Here is a 13356-nt window from a genome sequence, read left to right as displayed (position 1 = left end):
CCGTCTCGGTCACGGAGAGGAAGGTTTCTTCGGGACTGAAGGGCTCTCTGCTCTGAAGTCCTGGTTACCTTTCCGGCGCGACAGCCACTTCCTCAACTCCATTCCCCAGAAGACCACTGTACTTAGGGCCAGGCTGATCGCCAGGTCGCCCGGGGGCAGGGCTACCGTTTTGAAGATCCCCTGCAGGGGAGCGACGTAAATCACCGCCAGTTGCAGGATGAAAGTCGAAAGCACGGCGCCCAGTAGAGGTTTGTTGGAGAGGAGGCCGATCCGGAACAGTGAATCCCGCTCTGAGCGGATGGCTAGCGCGTTGCCCATCTGGGACAGGGTGAGCGTCGTGAAGACCATTGTCTGCCAGGTGGGATGCGCCGCGCTCCAGGCCCAGTAGCCCATCCCCAGGGATACCAATCCCATCAATAGCCCTCCCCACAAGATGTCCCAGCTCATTCCCCGGCCGAAGATGCTCTCCTGGGGGTGATGGGGCGGGCGGCGCATGGTGTCTCGCTCGGCTGGCTCCAGGGTCAGGGCCAGCCCGGGCAGCCCATCCGTGACCAGGTTGACCCACAAGATCTGCAGGGGGAGCAGGGGGAGAGGCATTCCCAGGAAGGGGGCCGCCAGCATCACCCAGATCTCGCCGGTATTGGAGGTCAGGGTGTACTTGATGAACTTGCGGATGTTGTCATAAATGGTCCGGCCCTCTTCCACGGCGGCCACGATGGTGGCGAAATTGTCGTCCAGGAGCACCATGTCGGCCGCTTCCTTCGCCACATCGGTGCCGGTGATGCCCATGGCCACCCCGATGTCGGCCTTCTTCAATGCGGGGGCGTCGTTCACCCCGTCCCCCGTCATGGCCACGATGTGCCCCTGATCCTGCAGGGCCTGGACGATCTTCAGCTTGTGCTCTGGGGACACACGGGCGTAGACTGGGACCTCCTCGACGATGGTCTCCAGTTCCTCGATGTCCATGCGGGCCAGATCCTGCCCCGTGATCACGCGGCCGTCGGTGGCGATGCCCAGCTCTTGGGCGATGTGGCGAGCTGTCAGGGGATGGTCGCCGGTGATCATGATGGGACGGATGCCGGCCGTCTTGCATGTCTGCACCGCCTCCTTGACCTCCGGCCGTGGCGGATCGATCATGCCCACGAGCCCCACGAAGATCAGGTCGCGCTCCAGCGTCTCCTCCTCGCCGTCCGCGGGCGGCGCTTCCAGGAGACGATAGGCGACCCCCAACACGCGCATCCCGTCCTGGGCCAGACGGTCGTTGGCGGCCTGGATGCGGCGGCGCCACTGATCGTCCAGGGGCTCGACGCGGCCGTCCACCCATACCTGGCTCGACACCTCCAGCAGGGTGTCGACGGCGCCCTTGGTGAAGACCACGGCCGCCCCATCTCCCAGGCTGGGCAGCCAGGCGGGCCGTTGCTCCTGCGAGGATGGGACGCGGTGGACGGTGGTCATGCGTTTCCGCTCTGAGGTGAAGGGGACCTCGGCGATTCGGGGTAGCGCTCGCTCCAGCTCGGCCTTGAGCAGGCCGAATTGAGCCGCGGCCACCACCAGCGCCCCCTCCGTCGGGTCACCCAGCGCGCGCAGACGCCCGGAGCCATCGTCCACGGGTTCCAGGATGGCATCGTTGCACAGGGCGGCCCCCGCCAGCAGAAGCTGCAGCGACGGATCTAGCGTTTCCTCGCCGCGTGCATCTGCCTCTGGCAGGTCCGGGGCGGCGGCCTCCTCGGCCGGAGCTTCCGGCGCCGGGTGGGGGTTCCCGAAGCGTGTCCATACGGGTTGCCCACGTTGGAGCACCTCGGTCAGGCTCACGGTCTTCCCGGCCACATCCAGCACCGTGACGGTCATGCGGTTTTCCGTCAGGGTGCCCGTTTTGTCCGAGCAGATGACGGTGACGGAGCCCAGCGTCTCCACCGCCGGCAGCTTGCGGATCAGGGCGCGGCGTCGGAGCATGCGCTGGGCGCCCAGGGCCAGGGCGATGGTGACCACGGCCGGCAATCCCTCGGGGACCGCCGCCACGGCCAGGCTGATGGCTGTGAGGAACATCAGGCGCAGATCCTCGCCTCGCAGCACGCCCAGCACGAAGACCACAGCCACGATCACCAGGGCGGCCACGGCCAGGCCATGTCCCAACTGTTCCAGCCGTCGCTGCAGTGGGGTGGGCTCCCGCTTCACCGTCTGAATCATCTCGGCGATGCGTCCCAATTCCGTGTGCATCCCCGTCGCGGTGACCACGGCCACCCCACGTCCGTAGGTGACCACCGTGCCCATGTAGACCATGTTGCGCCGATCGCCCAGGGGCAGGTCCTCGTAGTCCAGCGCCCCCGGGCTCTTCTCCACCGGCTCCGATTCGCCGGTCAGGGCGGCCTCCTGGACGCGCAGGTTGATGCTCTCCAGCAGCCGGCCGTCCGCTGGCACCAGGTCGCCCGCCTCCAGCAGCACGATGTCTCCGGGAACCAGCTCTCGGGCGGAGATCTCCTGCACATGGCCATCCCGCCGGACTTTCACCGTCGGCACGGACAGCTTCTTCAAGGCCGCCATGGCCTTTTCTGCTCGATACTCCTGGGTGAACCCCAGTACGGCGTTGAGCACGACGATCGCCACGATGGCGATGGCATCTTTGTAATCGCCCAGAGCGGCTGAGACCACGGCGGCGACGATCAGGATGACCACCATCATCGCCGTCAGCTGTTCCCAAAGGATCAGCCAGGGGCTTTTGAGCCCGTGTTCGATCAGCTCGTTGGGGCCGTACTCCGCCAGACGGCGTTGGGCCTCGGCTTGGCTCAGCCCCCGTTCGGCGTCGGTCTCCAGGCGCGCCAAAACATCCACCGGGTCCCGGCGATACCAGTCACTCATCCGTTGTTACCTCCGCAAGGAGAGCCTTGGGGCGTCGTTTGGCCACATCCCAGTGGACTTCACCCGCGGCTACTCCGCCTCATTCTGGTTTAAACAAGAAAGGCCAACACCAAAGTTATCTCTCAGGAGCACGGTGTTGGCCTACCTGGCGGCCGGTCCTCTCCCTCGTCGGGAGCGTACCTTCCGCCCTGTCCGCCGATGGAATCGTTGTTCAATTTCGATTGAGTATAGCATAGTGGGCTTTCTCACGTCAAACAAGGCGGCCGCGAGATCGGGGGGGCAAAGCCGGCGATGGAACCCGGGAGGGTGGGGAAGTCCCCGCGTGTTACCCGGCGCGAGTGGTCTCCCCGGGCGTCAGCAGATTGGAGCGGGAGACGATGGGGGAGATGCGGCTCCCGGCTCCGTCCTCTACCGGTTGATCTTGTGCTCCAGGTTCTCCGCCAGGGTGAAGACGATGATCCGTTCGCCTGTTTGGGTGCTGACATCGCTGTGCAGGCTGACTACCGACACGCCGGTGATGTCCTGGATCATCGCCTCGAGCAGGGGACGGGACCCTTCGATCAATTGCATGCGGACCTGCTTGATCAGGTTCCGTCCCTCCGTGTCTTGAGCCAGCTTCGCCTCTGCCGGGGTCAGGACCCCTTTGAGGCGGACCAGGATGAGGTCCTGGATAATCCAGGCGCGAGCCTCTTGAGGCCCACGGCCCAGGTGCTCTCGTTCGAACTGGATGATGGCTTTGGTGATCTCGGCCTCCATCTGGCCTTTGCTGGGTTGGACGAGGGGCATGTCCATCACCTCGTATCGTGATCGGAAGGTGGGTTATGAATGGGATGTTCGCGAATCCTCCACAATCGCTACGATCGTGGGCTGTGTGATTCGGCGAAGCTCCGCTGTAGAGATCCGTACCAGCGTGTGGTCATCGCCGCCGCCGCCGTAGACGATCTTCTGATCCAACACGCCGGGGTCCATGAGCACCGGCAGCGGGTTGGGCAGCCCGAACGGGGGCACGCCGCCGGCCGGATATCCGGTTAGCTTCAGCACCTCATCCGGCGATGCCATCCGCACCCGTTTGCGGCTAACGCCGAAGTGCGCGGCCAGCCGGCGATAGCTCACCCGGGCGTTGCCATTGGCGATGACCAGGTAGGGCTGGCCGTCGATCAGGAAGACCAGGGACTTGATGATCTGCTCCGGGGCGCACCCGACCGCCCTGGCCGCCGCGGTCACCGATGGAGTCTCATGGGGCGGCCTCACCAGCTCGGCCTCAATGCCGTGCTGCTCGATGTACCGCGCCAGATCCTCCGGAGTATGGATATCCTCTTCCCTCATTCCCTCTCTTTCGACCTCCGTCTTTTGTCCATCGTCTGTCGATCAATCCTCCGGCGCCACGTTGACCACACAGTCGTGAAATGTCGCCCCGCCGCCCATATCGGCCAGGGCTTGCGAGGTCACGAAGTTGACGTTTTGCCCGCCGGGGCTGAGCTTGGGCCACCAGATGCTGGGGGCCATGCATACGCCGGGGCGCACATCCCCGGTCACCCGGGCGCGGGCGAGGAAGCCCCCCCGCTCGTTCCAGACGCGCACGATCTGCCCATCTTCGATGCCGTGCCGCGCGGCGTCGTCCGGATGCATCCAGACCATCGGCTCGCCCTCGCGCCGCCGCAGCCGGTCTACGTTGACGAAGGTGGAGTTGAGGAAGGCGTGGGCGGGCGGCGAGACCAGCAGGAGCCCTTCCGCCGCTCGTTCAGAGCGGACCTCGGCCTCCCAATTGGGCGGGACGTACGTGGGCAGGGGATCGTATCCGTCCCGGGCCATGCGCTCGCTGTATAGCTCGCACTTGCCGGAGGGGGTGGGGAACCGCCCGTCGGCGAAGGGGCGATAGGGATCGGGCAGGCTCAGCCGCACGAAGCCCTGCTCCAGCAGCCGTTCGAGGGTCACACCGGCCAGCTCCGGCGCGTCGTTCTCCAGCGCCTGCCGGATGATCGTCAGATCGTCATCCTGGAAGCAGGGATCGTCGAATCCCATGCGCTGGGCCAGCAGCCGGAAGATCTCGCTGTTGGGCTTGCTCTCGCCCAGGGGGGCGACGGCCGGGCGGTTGAGGGCCAGGTAATAGTGGCCGTAGGGCTTGACCAGATCCCAGTGCTCCAGTTGCGTGGTGGCCGGCAACACGATGTCCGCGTAGTCGGCCGTATCGGTCTGGAAGTGCTCCAGCACCACGGTGAAGAGGTCCTCCCGGCTCAGCCCTTTTCGCACCGCGGCCTGATCAGGAGCGACGGCGGCCGGGTTGCTGTTGTACACCACCAACGCCTGGATAGGCGGATCATCCACCTCGTTCAGGACGCGGCCCAGCTCCACCATGTTCAGCGCCCGGGTGTCCGGCGGGCAGAGATCAGGGCGTTCCAGCTTCTGATAGTTGAGGGGGAACGCGCCGCTGGTGGAGAGGAGCAGTCCGCCGCCCACGTCCCGCCACGCGCCCACCAGCGCGGGCAGGCAGGCGATGGTCCGCACGGCCATGCCGCCGCCCGCGTGACGCTGCATGCCGTAGTTGATGCGGATCACCGCCGGGCGCGTGGTCGCATACTCGCGGGCGAGCTGCGTGATGACGTCCGGGTCTAACCCCGTGATGGCGGCGGCGCGCTCTGGCGTCCATTCCGCCACCCGCTCCCGCAGCCGATCGCCACCTATGCAGTGCTCCTCGATGAACGCCCGGTCCTCCAGCCCGTCCCGGAAGATCACGTGCATCATGGCCAGGGCCAGCGCTCCGTCGGTCCCCGGCAGGATGGGCAGCCACCAGTCGGACGCCCGGGCCGTGCGTGTGCGCACCGGGTCGATGCACACCACCTTCGCTCCGTTCTTCCGGGCCTCCCGGACGAAGGGCCACAGGTGGGCGTTAGAGGTGAGGAGATTGGCGCCCCAGAGGAGAATGTAACGGGCATGGGCGAATTCCTCGGGTGGCGTGCCGCGGGCGATGCCCAGCGTGTACCTCAGCCCGATGAAGCCCGCCTCGGAGCAGATGGTGCGCAGCAACCGGGTGGCACCCAGCCGATGGAAGAAGCGCCGGTCCATGGATTGGCTCTGGACGATCCCCATGGTGCCGGCGTAGGAGTAGGGCAGGATGGCCTCCGCCCCGTAGCGCTCGAGGATCTCCTTCAGACGCCGGGCGATCTCGTCCAGCGCCTCGTCCCAGGAGATGCGCTCGAAGCGTCCCTCGCCCTTGGCGCCCGTCCGGCGTAGGGGATAAAGCAGCCGGTCCGGGTGATAGGTGCGCTCCAGGTAATGGTTCACCTTGGTGCACAGGAACCCGCGCGTGATCGGGTGATCTTCGGCGCCGCGCAGGCGGATGGCGCGCCCCGTCGCCCGATCCACCGTGGCGATCCAGGCGCATGTGTCGGGGCAGTCGTGCGGACACACGCCGCGAACGTCGATGATCTCTTCTCGGCGGCCGTGGGAGGCCGCCCTGCGCTCCTGGTCGGTCGATACGCTCACGAAGAAGTCTCCCGGCGTCTTCACTGTGACGCCTGTTCCTACCTATGAACAAAGGCGTGAAAAGAAGCCTTTTCGCGAAAGGGGAAAAACCTCCTGTGCCGTTCGGTTGGTGCCATGGGCGAACGATCGTTCGTCCCTACTTCTGCTCCGCCAGCCAGCGCCGGGCGAGTTCCGCCAGCATGGCCGTCCCCACGGGCAGCGCATCCTCGTCGATGTCGAACGTCGTGCTGTGGCCGGCGCGAATCGGCTCCCCCGGCGTCCGCACGCCGAGGCGGAAGAAGCAGCCGGGGACCGCTCGGGCCATGTAGCTGAAGTCCTCGGCTCCCATACTGATGGGCGCCTCATATACACGATCGGCGCCCAGCATCGCCTCCGCCACCTGGCGCACGAAGGCGGCCGCTCGCTCGTCGTTCACGGTGGGCGGGTAGCCGGGCTTGATCTGCAGCCGGTAGTCGCCGTCCAGGGCGCGGGCCGCCTCGCCCGCTCGCTCGATCTCTTTCCAGAGCAACTGGCGCGTCTCCTCCGTCAAGCTGCGGATCGTGCCCCACAGGTTCACACGGTCGCAGACGATGTTCTCCTTCATCCCGCCCTGGATCACGCCGATGGTGATCACGCCCGGGTCCATGGGGTCCAGCCGGCGGGAGACGATCTGGTTGATCGCATGTACCACGTGAGCGGCCAGGACGATGGCGTCCACGCCGCGGTCCGGATGTGCGCCGTGCGCCGCCCGGCCCAGCACATCCATGTCGAAGGCGTCCGCGGCCGCCTGCATCGGACCGGAGCGCACGCCGACGGTCCCGACCTCGGAGTCCGTGTCCACGTGCAGCCCAAACACCACGTCGACGCCGTCCAGCGCCCCTTCCTCGACCATGCGCAGGCCTCCGGACTTCCCCTCGTCGTCCTGTCCCTCCTCGGACGGCTGGAAGAGCAGCCGGACCCGGCCTGGCAGCGAATCTTCGATGGCCTTCAGCAGCATGGCGGCGCCCAGCAGCATGGCCGTGTGGGCGTCATGGCCGCAGGCGTGCATCTTCCCCTCTTCCTGCGAACGGTAGGGCACGTCGTTGGCCTCCGGGATGGGCAACGCGTCCATATCGGCCCTCAGGGCCACCACGGGGCCGTCTCCCCGGCCGATGGTGGCGACCACGCCGGTCTTCGCGATCCCCGTCTCATAGGGGATGCCAAGCTCGGACAGCGTGCGGGTGATCAACTCCGCCGTGCGGTGCTCCTCGAACCCCAGCTCGGGGTGCATGTGGATCTCTCGGCGCAAGGAGCGGATGCGTTCGTGTAAGGCGCGGGCTTGTTCTAACATGGCTTGTCCCTCGTCGCGTGATGGATTGGGGATGAGGACGTTGTGGCGTCCTCTCCGAGCGTCTCATGATGATGGATCCCTGCCGGTGCCGTAACGATCGAGTAGTTGCTTACGGGAGATCCAGAATCGTCTGTGTTTCAGCCGCCGCAGGTTTTTCCCATTCAGGCTGCTTGGGTTGAACGTCCAGATTATCCCCCAGGTGTAGAGTTTCTGCCAAAAACTCAGGAACCGGGTGAGGAGCCCAGCGGGCTCCTGTTGGTCCAACAGGTCAAACCCCCAACGATCCGCCGCGCGGGCTGCTTGCGCTAGCCCGTCTCCGCTTCCGATAGCCAGGATTCCCCGGAAGGCTTTGACGTCTCGGAAGCGAGGGTCGGATTCCACGTAAGCGGCCAGCGCGGCCAGGGAGCGGGCCATCCGGCGTCGGAAGGTGAACGCCCAGATGAGATCCGGTCCTTCGGGCGGCATGGGCGGGATGTGCTCGTTCCACAGGTGCAGTTCGCCGATGAGATCCCCGGGGAGGACCCGGGTGCCGTCGGATAGCAAGACCTCCTCGTCGCTCTTGTGTAGGGCGATGCGAAGGATGCAATCCTCTTCCTGACTGAATTCCTGGATGTGATAGCAGCGGCGTAGCAGGGCATCCAGCCCTCGTATGGTCCACCTTAGGGCCGAAGAGGGGATCTTGTGTGTCGCCCGTGGTAGAGGGTGCAGGCGGCCATCGGCGGTCAGCGCGAATCGCTCTCCTCGCCACGTCACCTGTCTGCCCATTGCGCCGGCACACCAGATCAGTACACTCAACATGTCCCGTATGGGCAGAAGGATCAGCCATTTGCGTGATTCACGATCGTCGGTGTAGTGGGTCACCTGCCATGCCACCAGCCAGCGTAAGAGCAGGGAGATCGTCAGCACCTGCTGTCCCTCCGGTGCAAGGCGGGTGGCGAGGGCGAAGGCGATGGCCAGCGGGGTGCTGAAGGTGAGCAGCAGTCCCGGATATTCCCATGGCCGGCTGACCCGGATGCAACGGGCCCAGCGCGTCTCCCGATCCCATTGTTCCCGGAAGCTTGTTGCTCCCAAGATGCTCCTCACGACGTAGTTGGACAGATGTACTCGTAGCCCCAATGCTGCGACCCGTGCTCCCACCTGATAGTCATCGGCCAGGTAATCGGCCACGGCGGCAAACCCGCCTATGTGTGCCAGGGTTTCGCGTTGGAGGACCATCGTCGCACCCAGGGCAAAGCGCATGTCCAGGAGCTTGCGGGCGACGACCACAGAAGGCAGAAAGGTGACGCCCATGTGCAGAGCCTCCAGACGGGCGGTCAGGTTTAAGGCTGCCTCTCCTCGGTAGAGGCAGGTGACCAGGCCGATGCGCGCATCGGCCAGTGGGGCTACCACCCGTCGCAGGTAATCCGAGGAGACCCGGATGTCACTGTCGCTGATCACCAGCGTCTCGTGGCGTGCCTGGGCGGCTAGGCCGTGCAGGATACTGGCTTTGGGGTTCGTCCCGATGGCGGGTGTGACGATCAATCGGATATTGTGCTGCGGGAAGTCTCGCTGGAGTCGTTGGACGATCGGCACGGCCGGGTCGGATGAATCCGCCACGCCGAATATCAGCTCAAAGTCGGGATAATCCTGTTGACAGAAGCTGGCGAAATTTTGGTACGCTTGAGCGTCTAAACCCTTGATGGGCTTCAGGATGGACACGGGTGGAGCGAAGTCGTGATCTGGCTCCGACGGGTCTCGGAAGAAGGCCCGGACGTGCCACCAGGCGACCAGCCAATAGATCCAGCTGACAAAGGTGAACAACGCAAACGCTGTCCTCAGCATGCCCTTAACCTTCTTGGAGAGCCAGATAGTTGGTCAGGCGTAGACCTCGCTCCCGGATCACCTCTCGCACGGCTGGGCTCAGCAGCGTGGCCAGATCGCTGGGGTTGGGGCCGAATGCCTCTTGTCTGGGGCCTGTGGTAGGGTGGAAATACAACTCGGCGGTGGGCACGTCGAGCTGGCGTAGCACTTTTACGACGTAGCCTGTCTCCATCTTTCCGCTTTGCATCAGGCCATATACCCGATGCGTGGTGAGCAGCGAATGTCCTTGCAGCTGCTTTTGAGCCCAGCGGCAGAGCGGGCCGAAGATGACGGCCCATAGGATCTTGATCCCTGCTCGCCGGCGATCATAGCTCAGAGCAAGCCGAAGATCGTCGCGAGGCAGGCGGAGGCCACGCGCGCCATAGCGCTCCGCCAGGGGGAGCAACAGACGGAGCACGACGGGGTGCAGGTGCATGTGTTGGTGGCCGTCCACGTGTGCGAGGGGGAGGCCCGTGGCGGCGAAGCGCTCAAATTGGGCGGATAGCTCCCGTGCGAGTTCCTGTTGGGCATCTTGGCTCAACAGGTAGCGCAATCCGAGCTGCACCGGCGCGTTGGGAAAGCGCCCCCGGTCGTCAACCAGGTGAGGGATCTCCGAAGGGGGGAGTGCGGGGGGACCGTCTACCAGGGTGATGTGGAGTCCCACGGCCAGCGTGGGCGTCTGCCGCGCCAGGGCGATCGCCGCCTCGAATGCCTCGCCGCCCACCATCAGGCTGGCGCTGGTGAGCACTCCCTCCTGGTGTGCCCGTAGAATGGCCTGATTGATGGGCTGCGAACGGCCAAAGTCGTCGGCGTTCAGGATTACTTGCATCACATGCTCACATCCCTTGGGTATCGCGTGTGGGTGCGGGCCTCTCTCTGTATTTGTTCGCTATCGGTGTGTGAGTTGCAGGCTCTCAGAGCTTTCGCGAATGAGGGGGCGAGAAGTGCGTTCGGATGCAAGCCCGGGAGCAAGTTGTGTCCACAGAATGGATATGCCTTCTACGTCCCGTCCGTTGTGGTGGGGGGAATGCCGCGCGAAGCCCCTCCGGAAAAAGCCCTTCTTCCGCCTTCGATCTGCCCGATCTCGGCCCAGATCTCTGCGGAAAGGGCCGAGAAGGACAGGTGCAGGCCGGAAAAGTGGGACTTCCGTGGAGGGGGTTCCCCTCCACACCTCCCCCTGTGGAGCTGGCCGTTGAGGGGGACCCTCAGACATCTTATCGGTGATTTTTCAGACACGCGCTGAGAGTGCGCCTGGAGAAAGCGGCTTGGGTCCCATGGGGGATTATACCACAGCGGTGCCGATGGGGAGTCGAGATCCCTATCGGCCGTCCCGGTTGGCGAGTTGCCTATCGCTATGCTGGGGGAAGGTTCAGATCCCGCCGGATCTGGGGAAGCGCCGCTCGGGCGGCCTCGCGCCCCGCCTCCAACAGGGCGGAAGCATCGGAGAAGTCGATCAGGCTCAGGTGGGTGATCTGCGGCTGGATCAGGCAGTCGGCTTGCTCGGTTTCAAAGTGGGTGGCCCGCATGAGCGTGTAGATGGTCGCCGTCAGCATTTCGAGCAGATGCCTCGGCTCCCGTTGCAGCGCGCCCCGAGGCAGCAGGTCGACGGCGATCACGTAGTCGGCCCCCAGGCTGCGGGCTACGGACACGGGCAGGTTGTTGAGGATCCCGCCATCCACCAGCAGGCGACCGTCCAGCCGGGCGGGGCTGAAGATGGTGGGCACGGAGCAGCTCGCGCGTACGGCCGGCGCCACCAGCCCCTCCCGTAGGACGATCAGCTCGCTGGCCACGATGTCAGCGGCCACCGCGGCGAAGGGGATACGCAGGTCCGCGAAGGTCAGTTGGGCGCCGAGGACCTCGTTGATGTAATCCTCCAGCGGGCTGATGTCCAGCAACCCAAGGCGGGGGCGGCGCACGCGGCTGATGTGCGTCCAACGCAGTTGCAGGGCCAGGTCCTCCAGTTGTGAGGCGGGCACCCCGGCGGCGTAGACCGCCCCCACGGCTGCCCCCGCGCTCACCCCGGCGATGCAATGGATGGGGACGTGAGCTTCCTCCAGCACCTCCAGGACGCCGATGTGTGTGATACCGCGCACGGCCCCGCCGCTGAGGGCCAGTCCTACGCGACGAGGGCGAGGGCGCCACCAGTGCGTGAGCCGATCTACGAGACGAGCCAACATCGCATCGCTCCTTTCCCTGCCCCTGGCCTGTTATTCCCGGCTTCGACTCCGTCTGAGCCAGGAATGGTGGAAGATCTCACCCACCGTCTGCCCATGAACAGGAGTGGTTCGTGATCGTCCCCGTCCGGACAGGCCCTTTTGGGCCCTCCCAGGAGGGGGATCGTCGGTTACGGCAGAGTCCTTCTTCGCGACTCCCCATCTCACCTGCGTGCGGCGCCTACTTCTCCTCGAGCGAGTTCAGGCGGTAGTGGATCACCTCCACACGGGCGAAGCTCTTGCGGGCGATGGCCTCCGCATGCTCGTCCAGCCAGGCGCGCACCAGCCCTCGGCGGTCCCACATCTCCTCCTCCGAGATGACGAGCCAAACTCCCTGTCGCCCGGCCAGCCGGTGACGCATCTCGTCGTCCACCTGCTCGGGCGTCATTCCGGCGTTGGTGTAGGGGGGCTCGACGAGGGGCACGTCATGGCCCGCGTAGTACGTGTACGTGTAACGGAGGTAGGGCATGAGCAACATCACGGCCTCCTCCGGCTGGCGTTGTTGCTCCACCCAGGCCGTGGCCTGTCGGAAATCCGATTTGATCGGGGTGTGGATGTGGTAGGCTGTGGCCTGCAGGTTCAGCGCGATGACGCTGCCCAGAGCCAGCAGGGCGATCCATCGGCTGTACGGCCTCACCGCGGCGACGCCCAGCCCGGCCAGCAGCCACAGCGCCGGCGCGATCCAGATCAGGTAGCGATCGGTGAACAGCGGGACCCGTAGCGAGATGGCGAACAGGGCCAGTGCCGGGAATAGAAGCCACAGGGTCAGCCATGCCAGGGGAGGAACCCCGAAGCGCCTGATCCGATCGTGCCCGATCCAGAGGCCGGCCAGGGCCAGGAAGACGGCGGGCATCACGCTCCACGCGTTGGAGACGGGGTAGAACCCACGGGTGAATGCCAGCAGGAGCACGGTGGCCATCTGGTCCAGTGGGAGAAAGGGAAACCCGGGATTGAACCAGCTTGCGGTCAACAGCTTATATTGCCATTTCACCAGTGGCAGATAGGGCAGCGTCAGTCCGGCCAGCGCGATCGCGTACCCCCGCCATTGATGGCGGCTCGTTGTCCAACCGGTGAGGAACCATAGGAGGTGCAGCGGGATCAGCAGCACGGCCAGGACGTGGATATAGAAGCAGAGCGTGGTGAGCAGCCAGTACAGCGCCCATCGCCGGTAGCCGCCCCGGCGTATCGCCTGCACGAAGGCCAGGCTGCTGGCCAGGGCCAGCGCGGTGATGAGGGCATACATCTTCCCTTCCTGGCTGTACCACGTCAGGTAAGGGTTCGTCGCCATGAACAGCCCGACGGCCAGGCTGGCGGTTCGGGGCCAGCCGAGTCGGGCGGCCAGGATCATGGCCAGCGGCACGGCGACCACGCCCGCGCACACCGCGGTGAACCGCAGCGCGTATTCGCTGTGGCCGGCTATGGCCAGCCAGGGGCGTAGGAGCAGGAAGAAGAGCGGGCCGTTCTCCCCCGGCTTGGTGAACGTCGCCAGCATCTCCGGCCAGGGCCGGGTGGCGAACCGCAGCGCGTCCACTTCATCGCGCCAGAAGCTTTGCGCGGTTAGCCCCCACACCCGCCAGGCGAAGGCCAGCCAGGTGAGCGCGATCATGGCCGCGTGGCGCCGGCTCCTCTCTGGAAGGGTGATCCGCGCGCGCATGC

Annotated in this window: 9 protein-coding genes; all 9 read right to left on the bottom strand. The window is 65.5% G+C overall.

Annotated features, from left to right (window positions below; all coding sequences use genetic code 11):
• Nucleotides 1-9 precede the first annotated feature (9 nt).
• Nucleotides 10-2856: a cation-translocating P-type ATPase gene (locus GXP39_15425; protein ID NOZ29425.1), complete on the bottom strand. Its 2847-nt coding sequence runs from the start codon at nt 2854-2856 to the stop codon at nt 10-12.
• Nucleotides 2857-3264: 408 nt separating this feature from the next.
• Nucleotides 3265-3642 carry a DUF2294 domain-containing protein gene (locus GXP39_15420; GenBank protein NOZ29424.1) on the bottom strand — a complete coding sequence of 126 codons (378 nt, stop codon included), beginning with the start codon at nt 3640-3642 and terminating at the stop codon, nt 3265-3267.
• Between the two features lie 33 nt (nt 3643-3675).
• The gene (locus GXP39_15415; protein ID NOZ29423.1) at nt 3676-4182 is read right to left on the bottom strand and encodes a YbaK/EbsC family protein; all 507 of its coding nucleotides are present in this window, start codon (nt 4180-4182) and stop codon (nt 3676-3678) included.
• A 42-nt stretch (nt 4183-4224) separates the two neighbouring features.
• Complete coding sequence (locus GXP39_15410; protein ID NOZ29422.1) at nt 4225-6282, bottom strand: molybdopterin oxidoreductase family protein; 2058 nt, start codon at nt 6280-6282, stop codon at nt 4225-4227.
• Between the two features lie 193 nt (nt 6283-6475).
• Nucleotides 6476-7648 (bottom strand): amidohydrolase, encoded by a 1173-nt coding sequence (locus GXP39_15405; protein ID NOZ29421.1) that lies wholly within the window; start codon nt 7646-7648, stop codon nt 6476-6478.
• A 63-nt stretch (nt 7649-7711) separates the two neighbouring features.
• Nucleotides 7712-9469 carry a glycosyltransferase gene (locus tag GXP39_15400; GenBank protein NOZ29420.1) on the bottom strand — a complete coding sequence of 586 codons (1758 nt, stop codon included), beginning with the start codon at nt 9467-9469 and terminating at the stop codon, nt 7712-7714.
• 4 nt (nt 9470-9473) lie between these two features.
• Nucleotides 9474-10319, bottom strand: coding sequence for a hopanoid biosynthesis-associated protein HpnK (hpnK, locus tag GXP39_15395; GenBank protein ID NOZ29419.1), 846 nt, complete (start codon nt 10317-10319; stop codon nt 9474-9476).
• 520 nt (nt 10320-10839) lie between these two features.
• Nucleotides 10840-11664 (bottom strand): patatin-like phospholipase family protein, encoded by an 825-nt coding sequence (locus GXP39_15390; GenBank protein NOZ29418.1) that lies wholly within the window; start codon nt 11662-11664, stop codon nt 10840-10842.
• Nucleotides 11665-11881: 217 nt separating this feature from the next.
• The gene (locus GXP39_15385) at nt 11882-13354 is read right to left on the bottom strand and encodes a hypothetical protein (GenBank protein ID NOZ29417.1); all 1473 of its coding nucleotides are present in this window, start codon (nt 13352-13354) and stop codon (nt 11882-11884) included.
• Between the last annotated feature and the right edge of the window lie 2 nt (nt 13355-13356).

This window comes from Chloroflexota bacterium, assembly GCA_013152435.1.
Lineage (GTDB): Bacteria > Chloroflexota > Anaerolineae > DUEN01 > DUEN01 > DUEN01.
The sequence above is the reverse complement of the archived record's forward strand: the minus strand, read 5'-3'. Positions and strand labels throughout refer to the sequence as shown.

Coding starts and splice junctions, on each gene's coding strand:
- GXP39_15425 (NOZ29425.1), bottom strand. CDS start 2,856: ATGAGTGACTGGTATCGCCGGGACCCGGTGGATGTTTTGGCGCGCCTG.
- GXP39_15420 (NOZ29424.1), bottom strand. CDS start 3,642: ATGCCCCTCGTCCAACCCAGCAAAGGCCAGATGGAGGCCGAGATCACC.
- GXP39_15415 (NOZ29423.1), bottom strand. CDS start 4,182: ATGAGGGAAGAGGATATCCATACTCCGGAGGATCTGGCGCGGTACATC.
- GXP39_15405 (NOZ29421.1), bottom strand. CDS start 7,648: ATGTTAGAACAAGCCCGCGCCTTACACGAACGCATCCGCTCCTTGCGC.
- GXP39_15400 (NOZ29420.1), bottom strand. CDS start 9,469: ATGCTGAGGACAGCGTTTGCGTTGTTCACCTTTGTCAGCTGGATCTAT.
- GXP39_15390 (NOZ29418.1), bottom strand. CDS start 11,664: ATGTTGGCTCGTCTCGTAGATCGGCTCACGCACTGGTGGCGCCCTCGC.
- GXP39_15385 (NOZ29417.1), bottom strand. CDS start 13,354: ATGCGCGCGCGGATCACCCTTCCAGAGAGGAGCCGGCGCCACGCGGCC.